The organism is Paenibacillus sp. FSL E2-0177, assembly GCF_037992975.1.
Lineage (GTDB): Bacteria > Bacillota > Bacilli > Paenibacillales > Paenibacillaceae > Paenibacillus_AQ > Paenibacillus_AQ odorifer.
This window is the reverse complement of sequence record NZ_CP150307.1, coordinates 1-22033: the sequence shown is the minus strand read 5'-3', so window position 1 is coordinate 22033 and position 22033 is coordinate 1. Positions and strand designations below refer to the sequence as shown.

Annotated in this window: 14 protein-coding genes and 3 rRNA genes; 1 reads left to right on the top strand and 16 read right to left on the bottom strand. The window is 45.6% G+C overall.

Translation table 11 applies throughout. From position 1 onward, the window contains the following. Nucleotides 1-9: 9 nt before the first annotated feature. From MHI25_RS00085 to gyrA, 10 genes are all read right to left on the bottom strand, one after another. Nucleotides 10-759: an ATP-binding cassette domain-containing protein gene (locus MHI25_RS00085; protein WP_076187689.1), complete on the bottom strand. Its 750-nt coding sequence runs from the start codon at nucleotides 757-759 to the stop codon at nucleotides 10-12. Further along, the gene (locus tag MHI25_RS00080) at nucleotides 750-1514 is read right to left on the bottom strand and encodes an ABC transporter ATP-binding protein (protein WP_076187691.1); all 765 of its coding nucleotides are present in this window, start codon (nucleotides 1512-1514) and stop codon (nucleotides 750-752) included. The genes MHI25_RS00085 and MHI25_RS00080 overlap by 10 nt, the downstream gene beginning before the upstream one ends. Further along, nucleotides 1514-2380 (bottom strand): ABC transporter permease, encoded by an 867-nt coding sequence (locus MHI25_RS00075; protein WP_139330225.1) that lies wholly within the window; start codon nucleotides 2378-2380, stop codon nucleotides 1514-1516. Before MHI25_RS00075 ends, MHI25_RS00080 begins: the two co-directional genes overlap by 1 nt. Beyond that, nucleotides 2377-3363 carry an ABC transporter permease gene (locus MHI25_RS00070; RefSeq protein WP_340394787.1) on the bottom strand — a complete coding sequence of 329 codons (987 nt, stop codon included), beginning with the start codon at nucleotides 3361-3363 and terminating at the stop codon, nucleotides 2377-2379. Before MHI25_RS00070 ends, MHI25_RS00075 begins: the two co-directional genes overlap by 4 nt. Next, nucleotides 3363-4979: an ABC transporter substrate-binding protein gene (locus MHI25_RS00065; RefSeq protein WP_076187697.1), complete on the bottom strand. Its 1617-nt coding sequence runs from the start codon at nucleotides 4977-4979 to the stop codon at nucleotides 3363-3365. The genes MHI25_RS00070 and MHI25_RS00065 overlap by 1 nt, the downstream gene beginning before the upstream one ends. A gap of 153 nt (nucleotides 4980-5132) precedes the next feature. Next, nucleotides 5133-5249, bottom strand: a 5S ribosomal RNA gene (gene rrf / locus MHI25_RS00060). A 128-nt stretch (nucleotides 5250-5377) separates the two neighbouring features. Beyond that, nucleotides 5378-8304 (bottom strand): 23S ribosomal RNA (locus MHI25_RS00055). 232 nt (nucleotides 8305-8536) lie between these two features. Then, nucleotides 8537-10094 (bottom strand): 16S ribosomal RNA (locus tag MHI25_RS00050). The 16S, 23S and 5S rRNA genes sit together here, the layout of an rRNA operon. Before the next feature lie 379 nt (nucleotides 10095-10473). Continuing rightward, the gene (locus MHI25_RS00045) at nucleotides 10474-11571 is read right to left on the bottom strand and encodes an HD-GYP domain-containing protein (protein ID WP_076124333.1); all 1098 of its coding nucleotides are present in this window, start codon (nucleotides 11569-11571) and stop codon (nucleotides 10474-10476) included. Nucleotides 11572-11827: 256 nt separating this feature from the next. After that, nucleotides 11828-14392 (bottom strand): DNA gyrase subunit A, encoded by a 2565-nt coding sequence (gyrA, locus tag MHI25_RS00040; RefSeq protein WP_036677722.1) that lies wholly within the window; start codon nucleotides 14390-14392, stop codon nucleotides 11828-11830. A gap of 356 nt (nucleotides 14393-14748) precedes the next feature. On the opposite strand from gyrA, the gene MHI25_RS00035 reads away from it, so the two are divergent. After that, nucleotides 14749-15624: a YheC/YheD family protein gene (locus MHI25_RS00035; protein ID WP_076181701.1), complete on the top strand. Its 876-nt coding sequence runs from the start codon at nucleotides 14749-14751 to the stop codon at nucleotides 15622-15624. A gap of 80 nt (nucleotides 15625-15704) precedes the next feature. On the opposite strand, the gene gyrB is transcribed toward MHI25_RS00035, so the two are convergent. From gyrB to dnaA, 6 genes are all read right to left on the bottom strand, one after another. Next, nucleotides 15705-17615, bottom strand: a complete 1911-nt coding sequence (gyrB, locus tag MHI25_RS00030; RefSeq protein WP_036677726.1) for a DNA topoisomerase (ATP-hydrolyzing) subunit B — start codon at nucleotides 17613-17615, stop codon at nucleotides 15705-15707. A gap of 47 nt (nucleotides 17616-17662) precedes the next feature. Further along, a complete protein-coding gene (locus MHI25_RS00025; RefSeq protein WP_036677731.1) occupies nucleotides 17663-17911 on the bottom strand; it encodes an extracellular matrix/biofilm biosynthesis regulator RemA family protein in 249 nt (82 codons plus the stop codon). A gap of 17 nt (nucleotides 17912-17928) precedes the next feature. Further along, nucleotides 17929-19047, bottom strand: a complete 1119-nt coding sequence (gene recF / locus MHI25_RS00020) for a DNA replication/repair protein RecF (RefSeq protein WP_036677733.1) — start codon at nucleotides 19045-19047, stop codon at nucleotides 17929-17931. Nucleotides 19048-19070: 23 nt separating this feature from the next. After that, the gene (gene yaaA, locus MHI25_RS00015; RefSeq protein ID WP_036677736.1) at nucleotides 19071-19298 is read right to left on the bottom strand and encodes a S4 domain-containing protein YaaA; all 228 of its coding nucleotides are present in this window, start codon (nucleotides 19296-19298) and stop codon (nucleotides 19071-19073) included. A 48-nt stretch (nucleotides 19299-19346) separates the two neighbouring features. Then, nucleotides 19347-20489 (bottom strand): DNA polymerase III subunit beta, encoded by a 1143-nt coding sequence (gene dnaN, locus MHI25_RS00010; RefSeq protein WP_036677739.1) that lies wholly within the window; start codon nucleotides 20487-20489, stop codon nucleotides 19347-19349. A 197-nt stretch (nucleotides 20490-20686) separates the two neighbouring features. Beyond that, a complete protein-coding gene (dnaA, locus tag MHI25_RS00005; RefSeq protein ID WP_036677741.1) occupies nucleotides 20687-22033 on the bottom strand; it encodes a chromosomal replication initiator protein DnaA in 1347 nt (448 codons plus the stop codon).

The window sequence follows — 22033 nt, the reverse complement described above, 5'->3', positions numbered from 1 at the left end:
TGATGTACTTTATTTTGGCATTTTTGGAACCGCCGACAACAGCTCATAACTGTATTCATGTTTAGGACGGATGAAGAATTGATCCCGCGGACTCTGCTCCACGAGCTTTCCTTGCCGCATAACTGCTACCGTATCGCTAATTGCATTGATTACTCCTAGATCATGAGAAATAAAAAGCATGGTGAGATTAAGCTCAGCCTTCAGCGTATTGAACAGTTCGAGCACACTAAGCTGCACAGATACATCCAACGCACTTGTAGGTTCATCCGCGATCAGGATGTTTGGCTCAACACTTAATGCACGAGCGATCGCTATCCGTTGACGCTGGCCGCCGGAAAATTCATGTGGGAATTTGTCTAACGCCTTTTGTTCTAAATGAACTTGATTCAAAAGCTCTTTGCATCTTTGTTCAACATCTGTACGCCCCACTATTTTATGAAACAATAAGGGCTCAGAAAGAATTTGCCTAATCGAATGTTTAGGATTTAGCGAAGCATCTGGATTTTGGAAAATCATCTGGATTGTTTTGTGCTGCTCACGGCTTCTTTTCTTTTTTAATTCTTGGGTACCCAACAGAATCTGTCCCTCATTTGGGGCAATCAGTCCAGCAATTACTCGCGCCAGCGTAGATTTCCCTGATCCGGATTCTCCAACAAGCCCAAGGGTGGTGTGCTGCTCAAGATTCAGATTGATACGATCCAGTGCAGTAAAGCCGCCATAATGAACAGTTAAATCTTTTATTTGCAAGGCTAATTCCATGAGTCTCTACTCCCTTCAAGCTCTGGCAAAGGAAGCACCGAATCAATCAGCATCTGTGTGTAAGGGTCTTTCGGATTTTGCAAAATATCAAGAGTATTGCCCTGCTCAACAATCTGTCCCTGTTTCATTACACATAGCCGTGAACACAAGTTTGCTGCAATCGCTAGGTTATGCGTAACAAATACCATGGCAAAACTGAGCTCATGCTGGAGGCTCGTGATCGTCTCAATAATTTGCCGTTGAACCGTGACGTCCAGTGCCGTTGTCGGCTCATCACAGAGAAGTATGCCTGGCTTGCACGCCAGTGCCAGAGCGATGACTACCCGTTGACACTGACCGCCTGACAGCTGACTCGGATACCGGTCCTTTTTCTTCAATGAATCGGGGAGACCAAGCCTTTCGAGCAGTTCCAGTGCAATTACCCGCGAAGTCTTACGGCTTACTCTCTGTCTGTAATACACAACTTCAGCCAGTTGTTTGACAACCGTACAGAGCGGATCAAGCGCACCTCTTGGATCTTGAAATACCATCGCACTGCTTACGTCACTTTTAATGGTGCCACCAGTCTGTTCAACACCATTTGGAAGCAAGCCTAAAATTGCACGCAGCGTAAGCGATTTTCCTGATCCCGATTCACCTACTAATCCCAGACTCTCCCCTTTACCCAGCGAAAAACTAACATTATTGACCAATCTCTCATTTGACTTAGCTGCCAGCGATAGCGCCTCTATTTCTAAAATGGGTTGTATAGACATTATTTTTTCCTCCATATGTCTGCCAAACCATCACCTAGGAGCGACAAAGCTATCCCCGTATACACCACTGCAAATCCCGGAACGGCCGAGAGCCACCAAGCTGTAGTGATGAAGGGCTGTCCATCTGAAATCATCGTCCCCCAGTCAGGAGTTGGCGGTGTAATGCCGATACCAAGATACCCGAGCGTAACAATGGCAACAAGCAATCCAATCATATCTGTCATAAGGACGACCACGGCTTGCGGAAGTACATTCGGCAGGAGATGACGCAAAATAATTTTCACTCCTGGTAGCCCTAAGGTTTGAGCGGACGCCACCCATTCCTGATTACGAAAAGAAGCACTAAGACCTCTGACGACACGGGCAAAGACAATCCATCCTACAAAGATAAAAGTAATATAAATGCCTCGTTCTCCTGCTCCACTGGCAAAAGCCACGATAATAACGATCAGATAAAAAGGAAAGGCGATGAATGTATCTGACAACAGCGTAATAACTGTATCGATCCATTTGCCGTAATATCCTGCCAGCATTCCTAGAAATACACCTGTGCAAAAGGGAATGATTTCTGCCAAGACCATGATTTTCAAATCAGTCCTCGCTGCATAAACCAGTCTGGTAAACAGATCACGCCCTAATTGATCAGTTCCCAACCAATGCTCGGCTGACGGAGGCTGTAAAAAGGCACTCAAATTTTGCTCAGAGGGGTCATAAGGACTTATATAAGGTATAAACACAGTCAAGAGAATAAGAGCTGCAAACATAATAATTCCCACTAGAAGTGATGGGGTATTCCATATTCGCTTTAAGCCGCTTGTTATCTTACCGTCTTCATACAATCGCGAGTCTAGTCTTATAGTTTTCATTGTTTTCCTTTCGTTCTGGGATCAAGCCACCAGGAAATGATTTCAATCAAGAGACTGATGATCACAACAGATAGCGCACAGTAAAGTGCTATTCCTTGAATAACCGGAAAGTCCCGTTTCGAAATTGAAGTGAACAATAAGCTGCCAATTCCCTTAATTCCAAATACCTGCTCAACGACCAAGGTGCCTCCGATTAAATAAGAAATATTCACACCCAGCAGCATTAGCGTAGGAAGAGCAGAGTTGCGCAGCACATGTTTAAATAAAATAACCCTGTTTGGTATGCCCGCAGCCTTAAGGGTGACTACAAAATCCGATTCTAACACTTCAAGCATCTGCGCTCTTAATGAACGAACAAGCGTAGGAACCTGTGAAAAAGCAACAGTGATTGCTGGAAGTGCAAGACTATGCAAGGTTCCGACCCACCCTTCACTTACTCCCCCAACAGGGAACCAGCCAAGCCGGACACTAAAGAGCAAAATTAAAAGTAAGCCAACCCAGAAGATTGGCATACCTAGAGTAATTGTAGGAAAAATACGTATCAAATGGTCCAGCAGTTTATCCTTATGCGTAGAGGCTACCGTAGCGAGCAGAAGGGATACAAAAATCGCCAACACACAAGCCATCACGATGAGCAGCAAAGTAACAGGGGCCCGTTGTGTAATCAACTCTCTTGTTGATGTCCCCATAATAATGGAGTTTCCAGTATCTCCTTGAGTAAACAGCGTCTTCACAAATCGGATGAATTGCTCCCATAAAGGGAGGTCCAGCCCAAGAGTATGATGCATACTCTTGAGCGCCTCAGGGGTACTGTATTCTCCCAAAATCATTTTTGCTGGATCTCCCGGCACGATTCGAATGATGAAAAAGACTGCTATCATTACGCAGAAGATCACTGCCAGTGCTTTTATAAGAGATATCACAAGCCAGTTGTAAGAGCCCTTGCTTCCTTTCGGTTGATTTAACACCTGCTTAAGATTCATCATTGGCTGATGCGGACATCTTGGAAACGGGCACTGCCGTTCGGTAGAACAACAAGACCGTCAACTGAAGAACGAATACCTTTTAAAACATCTGGATAGTAAAGCGGAATATAAGGAACTTCATCAGCAAGGGTCTGCAGCAGCTTAGTATAGATTTGTGCACGTTCATCGCCATCCGCAGTTTTTTGTCCCTCATATAGAAGCTTCGTTACTTCATCATTTGTATAATGCGTCCAATATGATTTGCTGAAGCCTTCCGGATCGGTCTGGAAAGCAATAATAGAGTTCGCTTCAGGGGAATCCGCTTGGCCGCTGTTCAGCATTGCCGCAAAATCATATGCGAAGAAACGTTCACGGAAAGTGGCAAGTTCAATCGATTCAATCTCAATCTTAATCCCGATCGTTTGACCCGCTGCCTGAATAATTTGTGCCTCTTGAGCTCTTGTGCTATTACCGGATGCTACAAGTAATTTGGTAGTGAAGCCATTAGGGAAGGCAGATTTTGCAAGCTCCTCCTTGGCTGCTTCGATATTAAAGTTCAGTGCTTTGATTGTATCATTTGCGTTATAAGGAATCGTTGTTGGCAGCAATGAGTTTGCTGTTTGTGCATAACCAAAGGTTAGCGCCTTGGTCAAGCCCTCACGATCAAGCGCCAGCGCCAGAGCACGACGGACATGCACATCAGAAAAATGTTCATCCAACGTATTAAAGAACAATTGCTCTGTCACCCAACTACCGTTAGTAACTACTTTAGTGTCAGCCCCATCTTTAATCTCATTGGCATTTTGCAGGGCCAAAGATTCAATAGCATTAACTTCTCCAGCCTTCAGCTGGTTAATTGCTTGGCTGTCATCTTCAATCAGCTTATAAACGAGCTTATCAATATAGGGTTTACCTTCTTGCCAGTAGAATGTATTCTTAGTGAAGGTCAGATCACCAGCAGTGTCCCATGTTTCAACAACAAAAGGTCCCGTACCGATCGGTTTCTTGAAGAATTCTTCTTCTGATACTCCGCCGAAATTGTTAGGAAGGATACCATTTGAGAAATTAGATAGCTCCGAGATAAATGGTGTATAAGGCTCTTTAAGTGTAATAACAAGCGTTTTGTTATCTTGCGCTTTGATTGTGTCGACTTTTGCGGATATTGCCAGCGGGCCGCCTACCTTCAAGTGCCGCTCAAGAGAGAATACAGCATCTTCTGCGGTCACATCCGTACCATTGGAAAACTTCAACCCATCACGAAGCTCGAATGTATACGTCAGACCATCTTCACTGATATTATGTGACTTAGCAAGCCAATCTACAATTTCACCTTTGCTGTCAAAAGCGACTAATGATTCAAAAACTTTGTCGATTGCAAAAGCATTGTTGGACGTAATCTGATTATGCAAATCCAGCGAAGTTACAGAAGCAGGTCGTCCATAGACGAAAGTCCCTCCCGTTGCAGGTTCTGCAGTTTGAGGACTTTGAGTTGCCGGACTCGCACTTTCCTGTGCCTCTTTATTTGAATCAGCCTTATTATTAGACCCCGAGCACCCTGCAATTAACATCAATAGCAAAACTGCTATTGCCCCCAACAGAATCGGTTTCTTAATAGATACACTAAAGTACGACATAATTCGCTCCCCTATAATTCTTATATGTTTAGTATGAATTGTATTATGGGTTAAACACTCTAGTCTGTCAAACATAATTTAATTTGCAACAATCCTTAAGTAAATATACATAACAAAAAGACCACTGTCGATTACTCAACAGTGGTCTTGTGTGCTTGGCAACGTCCTACTCTCCCAGGACCCTTCGGTCCAAGTACCATCGGCGCTGGAGGGCTTAACGGTCGTGTTCGGGATGGGTACGCGTGGAACCCCTCCGCTATCGCCACCAAACATGCGTCTGTGAAACAGACGCTGCCGCGTGAAATTCAGTTCATCACCAGAAGTGACAATGAATTTCTAAGCGTGTTACAGGCTTGATGCCTGAAAACTGAATCCGAAACGAATCTGCATTCTACGTATAGGATAAGCCCTCGACCGATTAGTATTGGTCAGCTCCATGCATTGCTGCACTTCCACCTCCAACCTATCTACCTCGTCGTCTTCAAGGGGTCTTACTAATTGGGAAATCTCATCTTGAGGGGGGCTTCACGCTTAGATGCTTTCAGCGCTTATCCCGTCCGTACGTAGCTACCCAGCCATGCTCCTGGCGGAACAACTGGTGCACCAGCGGTACGTCCATCCCGGTCCTCTCGTACTAAGGACAGCTCCTCTCAAATTTCCTGCGCCCACGACAGATAGGGACCGAACTGTCTCACGACGTTCTGAACCCAGCTCGCGTACCGCTTTAATGGGCGAACAGCCCAACCCTTGGGACCTACTTCAGCCCCAGGATGCGATGAGCCGACATCGAGGTGCCAAACCTCCCCGTCGATGTGGACTCTTGGGGGAGATAAGCCTGTTATCCCCAGGGTAGCTTTTATCCGTTGAGCGATGGCCCTTCCATGCGGTACCACCGGATCACTAAGTCCGACTTTCGTCCCTGCTCGACTTGTAGGTCTCGCAGTCAAGCTCCCTTATGCCTTTGCACTCTGCGAATGATTTCCAACCATTCTGAGGGAACCTTGGAACGCCTCCGTTACTCTTTAGGAGGCGACCGCCCCAGTCAAACTGCCCGCCTGACACGGTCCCCGTACCCGATAAGGGTACTAGGTTAGAACCTAGATACGATCAGGGTGGTATCCCAACGGCGCCTCCACCGAAGCTTGCGCTCCGATTTCTACGGCTCCCACCTATCCTGTACAGATCGTACCCAAATTCAATATCAAGCTGCAGTAAAGCTCCATGGGGTCTTTCCGTCTTGTCGCGGGTAACCTGCATCTTCACAGGTATTAAAATTTCACCGGATCTCTCGTTGAGACAGCGCCCAAGTCGTTACGCCATTCGTGCGGGTCAGAATTTACCTGACAAGGAATTTCGCTACCTTAGGACCGTTATAGTTACGGCCGCCGTTTACTGGGGCTTCGGTTCATAGCTTCGGGTTACCCCTAACCACTCCCCTTAACCTTCCAGCACCGGGCAGGCGTCAGCCCGTATACTTCGCCTTGCGGCTTCGCACAGACCTGTGTTTTTGCTAAACAGTCGCTTGGGCCTTTTCACTGCGGCCCCCTCGTGCTATTCACACTACCGGGGCACCCCTTCTCCCGAAGTTACGGGGTCATTTTGCCGAGTTCCTTAACGAGAGTTCTTCCGCGCGCCTTAGAATTCTCTTCTCGCCTACCTGTGTCGGTTTGCGGTACGGGCACCTTCTCCTGGCTAGAGGCTTTTCTTGGCAGTGTGAGATCATGACCTTCGCTACTATAATTTTCGCTCCCCATCACAGCCCAGCCTTAATGATGTGCGGATTTGCCTACACATCAGCCTCACTGCTTAGACGGACATCCATCAGTCCGCGTCACTACCCTCCTGCGTCACCCCATCGCTCATAGCGGATTACGGTGGTACAGTAATTTCAAACTGTTGTCCTTCGACTACGCCTTTCGGCCTCGCCTTAGGTCCCGACTTACCCTGAGCGGACGAGCCTTCCTCAGGAAACCTTGGGCTTTCGGCGGATCAGATTCTCACTGATCTTTTCGTTACTCATACCGGCATTCTCACTTGTGTAGTGTCCAGCGCTCTTTTCAGTACACCTTCAACCCCTACACAACGCTCCCCTACCCCAGATACATACGTATCTAGCCATAGCTTCGGTGGTGTGTTTAGCCCCGTTACATTTTCGGCGCAGAGTCACTCGACCAGTGAGCTATTACGCACTCTTTCAATGGTGGCTGCTTCTAAGCCAACATCCTGGTTGTCTGTGCAACTCCACATCCTTTCCCACTTAACACACACTTGGGGACCTTAGCTGATGGTCTGGGCTGTTTCCCTTTTGACAATGGATCTTAGCACTCACTGTCTGACTCCCGGCAATAAGTATATGGCATTCGGAGTTTGACTGAGCTTGGTAATCCTTGCGGACCCCGCACCCAATCAGTGCTCTACCTCCACTACTCTTATACCGAGGCTAGCCCTAAAGCTATTTCGGGGAGAACCAGCTATCTCCGAGTTCGATTGGAATTTCTCCGCTACCCCCACCTCATCCCCGCACTTTTCAACGTACGTGGGTTCGGGCCTCCAGTGCGTGTTACCGCACCTTCACCCTGGACAGGGGTAGATCACACGGTTTCGGGTCTACGTCCACATACTAATTCGCCCTATTCAGACTCGCTTTCGCTGCGGCTCCACCTTCTCGGCTTAACCTTGCATGTTAAACGTAACTCGCCGGTTCATTCTACAAAAGGCACGCCATCACCCATTAATAGGGCTCTGACTTTTTGTAAGCACACGGTTTCAGGTTCTATTTCACTCCCCTTCCGGGGTGCTTTTCACCTTTCCCTCACGGTACTGTTTCACTATCGGTCGCCAGGTAGTATTTAGCCTTAGCAGATGGTCCTGCTGGATTCATACGGGGTTTCACGTGCCCCGCACTACTCGGGATCCGTCTCGGAGAGAACACAGTTTAGGTTACAGGGCTTTTACCTCTATCGCGGGCCTTTCCAGACCTCTTCGCCTACCATATTCCTTTGTAACTCCACGTGAGACGTCCCACAACCCCTAAGAGCAAGCTCTTAGGTTTAGGCTGTTCCGCGTTCGCTCGCCGCTACTGACGGAATCACTATTGTTTTCTCTTCCTCAGGGTACTTAGATGTTTCAGTTCCCCTGGTCTGCCTCTACATTTCCTATGTATTCAGAAATGAGTAACTGCGAATTACCACAGCTGGGTTTCCCCATTCGGACACCCCCGGATCAAAGCTTGCTTACAGCTCCCCGAGGCAGTTTCGTTGTTCGCCACGTCCTTCGTCGGCTCCTGGCGCCTAGGCATCCTCCGTGTGCTCTTATTAGCTTAACCTTGATTCTTCCGAAGAAAAATCTCACTAATAACATTTACTTGTTTACACAAGTTGCTAAAAGATGTTCTAAAACGCAAATTCGTTTCGGTATCCAGTTTTCAAGGATCAAGTCTTACTTGAGAGCTTAAACTCTCAAAACTGAGCAACGAGTGAGTAACAGGCCTAAACCTGAGTTTTGGAAGCTTAGCTTCCGATTTGAATGTTCTCATTGCAGAGAACGATTCTCCATAGAAAGGAGGTGATCCAGCCGCACCTTCCGATACGGCTACCTTGTTACGACTTCACCCCAATCATCTACCCCACCTTCGGCGGCTGGCTCCCTTGCGGGTTACCCCACCGACTTCGGGTGTTGTAAACTCTCGTGGTGTGACGGGCGGTGTGTACAAGACCCGGGAACGTATTCACCGCGGCATGCTGATCCGCGATTACTAGCAATTCCGACTTCATGCAGGCGAGTTGCAGCCTGCAATCCGAACTGAGACCGGCTTTGATGGGATTGGCTCCACCTCGCGGCTTCGCTTCCCGTTGTACCGGCCATTGTAGTACGTGTGTAGCCCAGGTCATAAGGGGCATGATGATTTGACGTCATCCCCACCTTCCTCCGGTTTGTCACCGGCAGTCACTCTAGAGTGCCCAGCATTACCTGCTGGCAACTAAAGTTAAGGGTTGCGCTCGTTGCGGGACTTAACCCAACATCTCACGACACGAGCTGACGACAACCATGCACCACCTGTCTCCTCTGTCCCGAAGGCCGCTGCTATCTCTAGCAGATTCAGAGGGATGTCAAGACCTGGTAAGGTTCTTCGCGTTGCTTCGAATTAAACCACATACTCCACTGCTTGTGCGGGTCCCCGTCAATTCCTTTGAGTTTCAGTCTTGCGACCGTACTCCCCAGGCGGAGTGCTTACTGTGTTAACTTCGGCACCAAGGGTATCGAAACCCCTAACACCTAGCACTCATCGTTTACGGCGTGGACTACCAGGGTATCTAATCCTGTTTGCTCCCCACGCTTTCGCGCCTCAGCGTCAGTTACAGCCCAGAAAGTCGCCTTCGCCACTGGTGTTCCTCCACATATCTACGCATTTCACCGCTACACGTGGAATTCCACTTTCCTCTTCTGTACTCAAGCCACCCAGTTTCCAGTGCGACCTCAGGTTGAGCCCAAGGTTTAAACACCAAACTTAAATAGCCGCCTGCGCGCGCTTTACGCCCAATAATTCCGGACAACGCTTGCCCCCTACGTATTACCGCGGCTGCTGGCACGTAGTTAGCCGGGGCTTTCTTCTCAGGTACCGTCACTCCGATAGCAGTTACTCTACCGGACGTTCTTCCCTGGCAACAGAGCTTTACGATCCGAAAACCTTCATCACTCACGCGGCGTTGCTCCGTCAGGCTTTCGCCCATTGCGGAAGATTCCCTACTGCTGCCTCCCGTAGGAGTCTGGGCCGTGTCTCAGTCCCAGTGTGGCCGTTCACCCTCTCAGGTCGGCTACGCATCGTCGCCTTGGTGGGCCGTTACCCCACCAACTAGCTAATGCGCCGCAGGCCCATCCCTCAGTGACAGATTGCTCCGTCTTTCATTCTTCTCTCAGGAGAAAAAAGAAATTATCCGGTATTAGCTACCGTTTCCGGTAGTTATCCCAGTCTGAAGGGCAGGTTGCCTACGTGTTACTCACCCGTCCGCCGCTAAGTCATTTTGAAAGCAAGCTTTCAAAATGACTCCGCTCGACTTGCATGTATTAGGCACGCCGCCAGCGTTCGTCCTGAGCCAGGATCAAACTCTCCAATTAGTATTGAAAAGAGCGATATGCTCATTTTGAAACATCTGACGAGAAAATTAATTCTCTAATTTGGATTTCACTTACGTGATTTCCTACTCACTCGTTGTTCAGTTTTCAAAGATCAAGTTCTCGTTGGCGCCGTTTAATGTCTCAGCAGCAACTCTTATACTATATCATGTTCGGCTATTTAATGTCAAGCTCTTTTTTTAACTTCTTTTTCGAGCTCGGCATGTGTACTTCTTGGCCGGACTTAGAATATATCATGTATGGAGATGCATTGCAAGTCTTTTTTTGAAATATAATAGATAAATGAGAGACTGTGCTGCCATAAGCCTCAATACTGCGATATATAATGGCTAGCACAGCCTTATTCCCTTGTACCTACGCCCTAAGCAATGATCTCTTGAATATACAATTCACGTTCCAACATCAAGTTAACTATTGTTTCCTCTATTTTAACCATCGGACGTGTAGGGTTTGCGCGATCAGTGAAGATAATCTCCCCATGACGGCCATCACTTAATTTGATTCTAGTGCCATTAAAGAGATCAGTACTCTTCTGTATAAACGTCTGCACAATCACTGGGTCAAGCTTACCGAAGCTTTCTGTCAGAATCTGCTCTAGTACCAAATAAGGAGACTGTGCTCTTCTGTAGGCTCTTTCTAAGGTCATAGCATGGAATATATCTGCTACTGCGACTACTTTAGCGTAGAAATGAATCTGACTGCCGTCCAGCTTCAATGGATAACCAGAGCCATCAATCTTCTCATGATGCTGCAAGGCGGCAAGTCTTACCCCTTCATTAATCGCTGTAACATTGCGTAATAATTGATAACCATATGTAGTGTGTCGGCGAACCTCTTCTATTTCACTATTGTTAAGTGACTCCGGTTTCTGTAAAAGTGAGCTGTCTACTTTTGCATTGCCGATATCATGTAATAATCCTGCAAAAGCAATCTGCATCCAATCCTTTTGTGGGTACCCACACCACTGAGCAATTTTATAGGAGGTCAACGCGGACAACACAGCATTGTGATAGTTGTAATCCTCATATTTTAAAGTGCGCGGTGTAAACTTCAAGACATGATAATCCTTCAAATAACCTATTAATGTCTCTAACTGACTGCGAAGCTCAAAAATAGGAAGTGAAGCTGCCGTTACCGATCGATAGCTGTTCTTAATAAGAGTGAGCATTTTATCGTATTCATCATGTAGAGGAGAATTAGTCTTGGCCAACATCGATTCGTTGATAATGGCTCCAGCTTTAGGGGAAGCTTGCTTAGCTGTTGTTTTGGCTCCATCCGAACTCGCCTCACCTTGGTCACCTTCGATTTCCACTTGCCCAATCAAAAAAGCCTGTAAAATATCTAGATCACGAGGGAGCAATATTTTTCCCTTAGTGAATAAAGTCCCCCCTAAAGGTGTAATTACATCCTTTATTATCTTTGAGCCTGCTTTAACTTCTCCAACCAATATATTTGGCATATACTCAGCCCCTTAATTTCTATAAGCCGTACACCCAGCATTACCTCACATTGATAAGACAGATAATTTCTGAGAAATTAGTACTTTATAGGATTCTATTGGCTAATTATAGTACGGATAAATGGAAGACACTAGTGCAGTGAAAACTATTCTTTCAAAATATTTATTTTATTTTTTGAAGCATCGGTCATTCAAAAAGCAACAAAAAGAGCAAGAACTTCTGTAATAGAAGCCCTTGCTCTTTTTTGAATTCAACCTATTCTAAGTCAGTGTCTTCGTCCTCAGTCAGGATCTCAGGCTGATCAATATCGCCAGATTCCTCGACTGTATCTTGCCCATCCAGGCCTTCTTGCCCTTCCAAGCCTTCCAGACCTTCCACTTCCTCAGATTCATCCTCTTCGTTCTTGTCAGCTCTACACAGGGTAGCTACTGCGTCATCCTCACGGATGTTAATCAGCTTAACCCCTTGAGCATAACGGCCCATAGTAGAAATTCCATCCATGCTGGTACGAATCAGGGTACCGCTAGTCGTAATGATCATTAAGTCTTCATCCTTCTTAACGACCTTAAGACCCACGACAGGACCATTCTTATCGGTGAGATTAATGGTCTTGATCCCTTTACCGCCACGAGTCTGGGAACGATAATCACCGGCTGGTGTCCGTTTACCATAGCCCTTGGTAGTAACAATCAGAACCTCAAGCTCCTTATCGACACAGTCCATACCAATGACATGGTCATTTCCGTCAAGCGTAATGCCCTTAACGCCAGTCGCGCTACGTCCCATAGAACGCACATCATTCTCTGAGAACGTGATCGACATTCCGCGAGCTGTACCGATAATGAGATTTTGCTGTCCATCAGTCAGCTTAACCTCGATCAGGGAATCTTCTTCACGAAGATTAATAGCAATAAGACCGCCTTTACGGATGTTGTTATAATCCCCAAGAGGCGTCTTCTTCACGATACCCTCGCGGGTAGCAAAGAATAAATATTTATCGCTATCGCCATCTTCCACTTGGATTACTGCACTAATCTTCTCACCTTGTTCGATTTGAATCAGGTTGATGATTGGCGTCCCCCGGGCTGTACGGCCCAATTCTGGGATCTCATAAGCTTTAATCCGGTAAACTTTACCCTTATCGGTAAAGAACATCAGATAGTTATGAGAGTTACTCACGAAGAGATGCTCCACAAAATCCTGGTCCTTGGTGTCCATCCCCATGACTCCGCGACCTCCGCGCTTCTGACTGCGGTAGGTGCTGACAGGTAGACGTTTGATATATCCTGTATGTGTAATAGTGATAACAACCTCTTCACGTGGAATAAGGTCTTCATCCAGGATACTTTCTTCACCAACCGTGATCTCTGTCCGGCGTTCATCAGAATATCTATCACGGATATCCTGCAGCTCGTTGCTGATGATTTCCAGTACAAGATGCTCGTTAGCCAGAATTTCACGGTACTCTGCAATTTTAACGATCAATTCGTTATATTCATTCTCGATCTTTTCCCGTTCCAGACCGGTCAGACGTTGCATCCGCATATCGAGGATAGCCTGAGCCTGCTCTAAACTGAGGCTAAAGGTGCTCATTAAGCCTTCGCGGGCTATATCAGTTGTCCGTGAAGCACGGATTAACGCAATCACCTCATCCAGATGATCAAGCGCAATGCGCAGACCTTCTAAGATATGAGCGCGTGCTTCAGCTTTTTTAAGATCAAATATAGTACGACGACGAATAACTTCAATCTGGTGCTGCAAATAATGATAAAGTACATCACGCAGATTAAGAATTTTCGGCTCGTTATTTACGATGGCAAGCATGTTGATCCCAAATGTGGATTGCATAGAAGTATGTTTATATAGATTGTTTAATACTACATTTGGATTAACATCGCGTCTCATCTCAACAACTACACGCATACCGTTACGGTCAGACTCATCTCGAAGATCCGTTATACCTTCGATCCGTTTCTCACGTACTAATTCTGCGATTTTCTCAACCAATCTTGCTTTGTTAACCTGGTATGGAAGCTCATGCACAATGATGCGAGCCTTGCCGTTGTTCTCTTCGATCGTTGCCTTCGCACGCATGGTCACTGAACCACGTCCCGTACGATAAGCCTGACGAATGCCCTCACGACCCAAAATATATCCAGCCGTAGGGAAATCCGGACCTTGGATAAACTCCATCAATTCCATTGGCGTGATATCAGGATTCTTAATCATCGCCTGCACACCATCGATAACTTCACCAAGGTTATGCGGTGGAATATTAGTAGCCATACCTACAGCAATACCAGATACCCCATTTACGAGCAGATTCGGATAACGGGCTGGCAATACAACCGGCTCATTCTCTTCACCATCATAGTTGGGTGCGAAGTCAACTGTCTCTTTGTTCAAATCACGAAGCATTTCGCCTGCAATCTTGGAAAGACGGGCTTCTGTGTACCGCATCGCCGCGGCCATATCACCATCAATCGAACCAAAGTTCCCGTGACCGTCTACAAGCATATAGCGCATCGAGAAATCCTGAGCCATCCGTACCATTGTTTCATAGACAGCTGAGTCACCGTGAGGGTGGTACTTACCGATAACCTCACCGACGATTCTTGCAGATTTCTTATGAGGCTTATCCGCAGACATTCCAAGCTCCGACATCGCAAACAAAATGCGTCGGTGAACCGGCTTGAGTCCGTCCCGCACATCTGGCAAAGCCCGGCTAACAATGATGCTCATTGCGTAATCCATAAAGGATTCACGCATTTCCACGCCAATGTCCCGATCTTTGACTTGTGGGTTATTTTGTTCAGCCATGAGTTGCTGGACCTCCTTCAGTTAAAAAACCGCTACCCTTAATTATATTACTTTCACAAAAGTAGCACAATTAAACATGATAGCCTTTTATCTTCTAATATTGATTTCTTTTTGCGCTTATCAGGGTATTTGCCCTTTCCGCAAATATCTTTACTACATAGACTGTAAAGACAAGAAACACGGTTTTATTATCCTAATATCGTTCGATAAGGCATAACCCCATATCCTTATATTATACCATTGTTTAGGTAGCTTGTCCTGATTTTCAGCTGTCAAAGATTATGCTGCCACTGCATTTTTTACAACAAGGAACCCAAAGGACCTATTCCTGCACAAAACTCATAAGGAGGAAGATAATGAAGATTCAACGCGTCCCAAGCAAATGGGCTAAAACGAAAGTCATCCTTCAAAATCACTCTCTATTGCAATATGTGCCTGATACCCGTAAATTCGATGTCAATGCTCTTAAGGAGATGCTTGCGTTATATACAATGGTCTATATTAAGCCAGATCGAGGAAGTTATGGTATCGGTGTAATGAGAGCTGAGCAGCGTACTGTAACTCTTAGCACTAGCAAACAGAAAGCTGAACACGGTGCCGACCTCGATAATGTTAATAAAGAAGAGCCCGAAGAACAGATCTTGTATATTTTAAGATATGGGAAGACTGCGGAAGTGTTTTTCTCACCAGAAGAGCTGTATGAGAACTTACAGAAACGAATTCAGAATCGAACCTATTTGATTCAAAAAGGGATTGACCTTCTGCGTCATCAAGACCGCCCTTTTGATCTTCGGGTTCTTACCCAAAAGACTCCATCAGGAGTATGGGAAACAACAGGAATGCTTGGAAGAGTAGCTGCCCCTCAAAAAATCGTCACCAATTATCACAGTGGAGGCAGTATCCTTTCCGTAAGTACTCTACTAAAAAATTATATGCCGCCCTCTGAAGTCCTAGTTACGATCAATCACTTAAAAGCTTTGGGTATACAAATCGCGACACAGCTTCAATCTGCCTATCCAGGAATCAAAGAGATTGGTCTGGATATTGCCATGGATCAACATCTGGATATGTGGCTGCTGGAAGTCAACACTCTTCCGTCCATTGCTGTATTCAAATTATTTCCTGATAAATCAATCTATCGTAAAATACATCGCTATGCCGTAGCCTATGGACGTGTAAAAGCAAGAAAATCCCCTTATTCGACCCGCAATAAACAATCCACAAGAGCCTAAAAAAAAGCTTGAAATCAAAGAACCTCCAGCGTTCTCATTCCGTTAGGAATAGAAGCCGGAGGTTGTATTAAATATTGTTCTTACACATCAAGGTATCTAACGTTCTTGGCATGCTCATGGATAAAGTCACGTCTTGGTTCAACATTGTCACCCATAAGTGTATCAAAAATACTATCTGCCAGCATCGCATCTTCAATCGTAACCTGGAGCATCATACGGGTCTCAGGGTCCATCGTTGTGTCCCAAAGTTGGGTTGCATTCATCTCTCCCAAACCTTTGTAACGTTGGACGTTAACCTTAGCATTTTCTCCAAAAGAAGCGATAATATCATCGCGTTCCTTCTCGCTGCCTGCATAGCGGATAACCTTATTGCGCTCAATCTTAAAGAGAGGAGGCTGTGCAATATAGATATAACCCGCGTCTACTAGCTTCCGCATGTAACGATAGAAGAACGTTAATAATAGCGTTCTAATATGGGCTCCATCGACGTCGGCATCGGTCATAATAACGACTTTATGATAGCGAGCCTTCGATAAGTCAAAGTCATCGCTGATCCCTGTGCCCAAAGCCGTAATGATGGCGCGGATCTCGGCGTTAGATAAAATACGGTCAAGGCGAGCTTTCTCAACGTTTAGGATCTTACCACGCAACGGTAGAATCGCTTGGAAATGGCGATCCCGGCCTTGCTTAGCCGATCCACCCGCTGAGTCACCTTCGACGATGTATAGTTCGCTGATCGAGGCATCCTTGGATGAACAGTCGGCGAGTTTACCAGGCAGAGCACTGACTTCAAGCGCACTCTTCCGACGGGTTAACTCACGTGCCTTACGAGCAGCTTCTCGCGCGCGTGAAGCGGAAAGTGATTTCTCAAGAACGCGACGTGACACTGCTGGGTTTTCTTCCAGGAACTCTTGTAATTTCTCTCCGAACAGTGATTCTACGATACCCCGAACTTCACTATTTCCGAGCTTAGTTTTCGTTTGACCTTCGAATTGTGGATCTGGAATTTTGACAGAAATAATGGCTGTCAATCCTTCACGCACGTCATCACCAGTCAGATTCGAATTGCTATCCTTCAGTACTCCCGCTTTACGAGCATAATCGTTGATGATACGGGTCAGCGCACTTTTAAAGCCGGATTCATGCGTTCCGCCCTCATGCGTATTAATATTATTCGCAAAAGAGTAGATGTTCTCAGTATACGAATCGTTATATTGGAGAGCCACTTCAACTTGGATCATATCGCGTGAACCTTCCACGTAGATCGGATCCTCATGTAGCGCTTCTTTTTTCTCATTCAAATATTTCACATATTCAACGATACCACCCTCGTATTTGAACACGTTGGTGACATCCGTCCGCTCATCATGAAGTGAAAGCTCGATTCCTTTGTTAAGAAAAGCCAGCTCCCGAATACGAGTAAGCAGTGTCGAATATTCAAAAACTGTAGTTTCCGTAAATATTTCAGGATCCGGATGAAAGGTTGTAGTCGTTCCTGTCTCATCTGAATCGCCAACGATTTTGATGTCATACTGCGGTGCACCACGTCTATATTCCTGTTGGTAGATATGACCGTCACGTTTGACCTTAACAAGGACCTTTTCAGACAAGGCATTCACTACAGAGATACCCACACCATGCAAACCACCGGAAACTTTATATCCGCCACCGCCGAATTTACCGCCTGCATGCAGCACGGTCATTACGACTTCAAGCGTCGACTTCTTAAGCTTTACATTCTCACCTACAGGTATGCCACGTCCATTATCGATAACAGTGATCGCGTTATCCTCATGTATAATCACTTGAATCCGGTCACAATAACCTGCGAGTGCCTCATCGATACTATTATCGACGACCTCCCATACCAAGTGATGGAGACCTTTAGAACTAGTCGAACCAATATACATGCCCGGACGTTTCCGAACCGCTTCCAGCCCTTCCAGTACCTGAATCTGGCTCTCATCATATGTCGGTTGATTCATTGACATGCCTTCACCTACTTCTTTCTGATTATCTCTTTGTTACCCAATGCAAGTTATATTTCGAGCAAAATTTTGGCTCTTTTTTTAAGAGTGGAGGAGGAAATGGGGGAGTAATACACGATATTTTTAGTTACGACAATAGATTTTGCTTCCTCTTCGCCAATCCGCTCAAGCTTCTTATCCTGCTCAGAGTGAATAACGAATTGCTTAGATACCTTGGAAGATTTCTCAATCGAAATATCAAATATAGCAATTAACTCCGAAGACCTAATGATCTTCTCCCCGCCCAAATGAATATACATGATCGTCCTCCGCTCTTTTATAACTCAACTTTTCCATCATGAACATGAAATAGGCTGGCGCCCTTTAATTTATCGGCATTCAGACCCTCAATTCCTGTAGCGGTAATGAATGTCTGTACCTTGCTTTGAAAGGTTTCAATAAGCTGGGTCTGGCGGTAAGGATCAAGCTCGGATAAAACATCATCAAGAAGCAGCACAGGATATTCTCCGATTTCCTCATGGATCAGCTCGATTTCCGCCAGCTTAAGCGATAAAGCCGTGGTACGCTGCTGTCCTTGAGAACCGTAGACCTGAGCTTCCCTTCCGTTGATAAAAAAGGACAGGTCATCCCGATGGGGACCCGTCAGCGTCATGCCGCGCCTGATTTCTTGTTCTCTCGTTTGTGATAACTTTAACATAAAATTGTCTAATAAGACAGCTTCATCTTCCTCATCCCGATCGCCGAAAGAGGGGACATAGAGCAATTTCAGTTCTTCTCCGCCGTTCGTAATCCCCCGGTGAATGCTTTCAGCCCATATTTGCAGCTTCTTTATGAATTGTTTCCTTTTTTTGACGATTTTAACACCATGCTCTACAAGTTGAGCATCCCAGATTTCCAGAAGCTCTTTCCCTGCAGCCTCTTTTCCCCATAATTGCTTTAAGAGATTACCTCTTTGCAAGAGAATTTTTTGATACTGCTGTAGGTGAAATAGATAACTAGGCTGGACTTGGCCGATCTCCATATCAAGAAAACGCCGTCTGATACCAGGGGTCCCTTTTACAATCTCTAAATCTTCCGGTGCAAACATGACCACATTCAGAGATCCAACAAACTCACTAAGGCGCCGCTGCTCCAAACCATTGATCTTGGCTTTTTTACCTTTGGCAGATAGGGTGAGCTCCAGCTTGAGATCGCCATACTTGCGTTCCACCTCGGCAACGATCTGAGCTGCATCTCCGGGGGCATCGAAGGAGATAAGTTCGCGGTCCTTAGAGGTGCGGTGGCTTTTGGTCATCGCCAGGACGAACAATGCCTCCATGAGGTTTGTTTTGCCTTGGGCGTTCTGACCCAGAATCAGATTCACATCGCCCAGGCTCTCCAGACGCAGCAGCCCGTAATTCCGATAATGCTGCAGACCGATATTTTTAACAAACACGAAATGGTTCCTCCCCTAGCGTACTACTCTTTTACTCCTCCGCCTTCAACCTCAAAGGTACCGTTATCCTGCACTTCGATTTTGTCACCCGGATAAAGTTTTCTGCCGCGCCGTTCCTCTACCTCTCCGTTGACCAATACGTGACCTTCCTGCAATAAAGCTTTGGCCATTCCACCTGTGGATACACAATCTGCGAGTTTCAGAAATTGGTCCAGCTTAATGTATCCACTGTGGATAAGTATTTTTTTCATGGTTTTTATCCTTTCAGCCACTTATCCACATGTTCATGAATGTTGGCATTAATTTGTTGTACGGTAAGGCAAAATGATATACAAGCTATTGGTTTGGTCAAGTGGTTTCAAAATGATCGGACTCATCATCCCTGTAAATGCAATAACGAGCTGCTCGCTCTCTATGACCTTTAATACATCAAGCATATATTTCGAGTTGAAAGATATTTTGAGAGGTTCACCTTTGAAATCAATGACTTCAAGTTCCTCGCGAACCTTACCCAGCTCTGATGAGCTTGAAGAAATTTCAATACCGCCTTGATCAAGCGTCTGCATACGAACAATATTTGTTTTTTCTTCCCGGGACAGCAAATAAGCACGATCAATCGATTCGCTTAATTTTTTTGTATCTAAAGTTAGTTCTGTTTTGTAGGTTGTTGGAATAATTCTAGAAGTATCAGGATAAATCCCATCTAGGATCCGTGAATAAAACAGTACTTTGTCGATTTTGAAGAGAACTTGATTATCCGCAACGACAATATCAACCAGCATATTTTGGTCAGGGATAATTTTGCTGAGCTCATTAAGGGTTTTACCGGCAATAACAATATTTCCGAAATTGACATTTTCCGTGCCTTCAAGTTTAGCAGCTCTTGTTGCCAAGCGGTGACGGTCAGTCGCTGTAAACTTAAACTCATTGTCGCTCAGATTCCATAGTATACCCGTTAATATCGGAGTTGTCTCTTGGGTAGAAATAGAAAAGGCTGTTTGTTTAATCATATTTTTCAGCAAATCACCTGGTAGAGAGATCGTGTCATTCTCTTCAATGCTCGGTAACACTGGGAATTCTTCAGGGTCTAAACCTACCATCTGAATCTCAGTGGATCCGGAAGAAATGTACGTTTGGAATCCTTCTTTTACTTCCATGTGGATTTCTTTGGAGGGCAGCTTCTTAATAATCTCGACGAAAAATTTAGCGGGAAGGACAACACTTCCTGGCTGATCTATCTTCACGATGGTGTGGCTGTCATTCTCTGCTGGAATAAACGATTGAATAGAAATATCGGTATCACTTGCAGTTAATGTGACGCCTTGATGGCTAACTTCCAGTTTAATACCGGTCAAAATAGGGATTGTTGTTCTGCTGGATATAGCTTTGGATACGTGTTGAATGGATTCGTTGAGCTCATTTTTAAGAATGCTTATTTTCATGATTTCACTCCTAGCTGAAAAATTGGGAATTTCGATGGATTTGAGTCTGTTAATTACGCGTCTTTACATGATGAATTATTATAGTTATTTAATAGTATTAGTAGTAGGGGCGACGAATATGTGGATAACCCCACCAAACAGCATAAAATTAAGCCTACCCACATGTGTATAGATTGTGTATAGGCTCTTTGTTCCTCTTAGGAAGGATTTTTAATTTTCTCCGCAAGATTATTTACCACTTTGTACAACTCCTGATCGACCTTTAATGCCTGTGTAATTTTATCGTGCGCATGAATTACGGTCGTATGGTCACGTCCTCCGAAAGCCTCACCAATCTTAGGCAGCGAATAATCCGTTAGTTCACGGGATAGATACATTGCGATTTGACGTGGAAACGCTACGGCTTTGGTTCTTTTGCGTGCTTTGAAGTCTTCAAGGCGCAAATTGTAGTATTCTCCGACTTTTTGCTGAATATCAGCGATGGTGATCATCTTGGGACGACTGGAAGGAATAATATCCTTGAGCGCTTCAGCTGCCAAATGAGTGGTTACATCCTGGTTGGTAAGCGAAGAATAAGCAACTACCCGGATTAATGCACCCTCAAGCTCACGAATATTGGTGTCAATCTGGTTGGCAATATACATCATGGCCTCATTAGGGATATCAAGGTTCTCTGCCTTAGCCTTTTTGCGTAAAATCGCAATCCGGGTCTCCAGATCTGGTGGTTGAATATCCGTAATCAAGCCCCATTCGAACCGGGAACGCAGCCGTTCTTCCAGTGTGGGAATTTCCTTTGGTGGTCGGTCGCTGGAGATGATAATTTGCTTGCGTTCTTCGTGGAGCGCATTGAAAGTATGGAAAAACTCCTCCTGTGTAGACTCTTTTCCAGCGAGGAATTGAATGTCGTCGATAAGCAAAATGTCAACATTACGATACTTGTTACGGAAGCTTTCACCGCGGTTATCACGGATCGAATTGATAAATTCATTCGTGAATTTCTCAGACGAGATGTAAATTACCTTGTTATTTGGGTTATGTTCCAGGACATAGTGCCCAATTGCGTGCATCAAATGGGTTTTGCCCAGACCTACACCACCGTATAAAAACAAGGGATTGTATGCTTTGGCTGGTGCTTCGGCTACTGCCAGTGAGGCTGCATGCGCAAAGCGGTTCCCAGAGCCGATTACAAAGGTGTCAAAAGTGTACTTTGGATTGAGCAGATGCGTTTGTGCTTCTTCTCTTGATACTACGGGAGTCGGAGCGGATTGTTGAACCACAAGCTCAGGCGGCTTGCTTTCTTCAATCACGAATTTTACATCCACTTGTTTCCCTGTGACTTCGTAGACGGTTGCTCCTACCAGTTTGGTGTAACGACTTTCCAGCCATTCTACTGCAAACGTTGTAGGTGCCGAGATAATGAGAACCTGGGAGTTGAAGGTTATCGCTTTAGTAGCCTTAAACCAGGTATCAAAGCTCGGCTTGCTTAATTTGGTTTGAATAATCGATAAAATTTGCTGCCATAATTCGGAAGTATGGCTGTCCAC

Excerpts from the sequence above, each read along its gene's own strand:
- MHI25_RS00085 (WP_076187689.1), bottom strand. The coding sequence starts at position 759 with ATGGAATTAGCCTTGCAAATAAAAGATTTAACTGTTCATTATGGCGGC.
- MHI25_RS00080 (WP_076187691.1), bottom strand. The coding sequence starts at position 1,514 with ATGTCTATACAACCCATTTTAGAAATAGAGGCGCTATCGCTGGCAGCT.
- MHI25_RS00075 (WP_139330225.1), bottom strand. The coding sequence starts at position 2,380 with ATGAAAACTATAAGACTAGACTCGCGATTGTATGAAGACGGTAAGATA.
- MHI25_RS00070 (WP_340394787.1), bottom strand. The coding sequence starts at position 3,363 with ATGAATCTTAAGCAGGTGTTAAATCAACCGAAAGGAAGCAAGGGCTCT.
- MHI25_RS00065 (WP_076187697.1), bottom strand. The coding sequence starts at position 4,979 with ATGTCGTACTTTAGTGTATCTATTAAGAAACCGATTCTGTTGGGGGCA.
- MHI25_RS00045 (WP_076124333.1), bottom strand. The coding sequence starts at position 11,571 with ATGCCAAATATATTGGTTGGAGAAGTTAAAGCAGGCTCAAAGATAATA.
- gyrA (WP_036677722.1), bottom strand. The coding sequence starts at position 14,392 with ATGGCTGAACAAAATAACCCACAAGTCAAAGATCGGGACATTGGCGTG.
- MHI25_RS00035 (WP_076181701.1), top strand. The coding sequence starts at position 14,749 with ATGAAGATTCAACGCGTCCCAAGCAAATGGGCTAAAACGAAAGTCATC.
- gyrB (WP_036677726.1), bottom strand. The coding sequence starts at position 17,615 with ATGTCAATGAATCAACCGACATATGATGAGAGCCAGATTCAGGTACTG.
- MHI25_RS00025 (WP_036677731.1), bottom strand. The coding sequence starts at position 17,911 with ATGTATATTCATTTGGGCGGGGAGAAGATCATTAGGTCTTCGGAGTTA.
- yaaA (WP_036677736.1), bottom strand. The coding sequence starts at position 19,298 with ATGAAAAAAATACTTATCCACAGTGGATACATTAAGCTGGACCAATTT.
- dnaN (WP_036677739.1), bottom strand. The coding sequence starts at position 20,489 with ATGAAAATAAGCATTCTTAAAAATGAGCTCAACGAATCCATTCAACAC.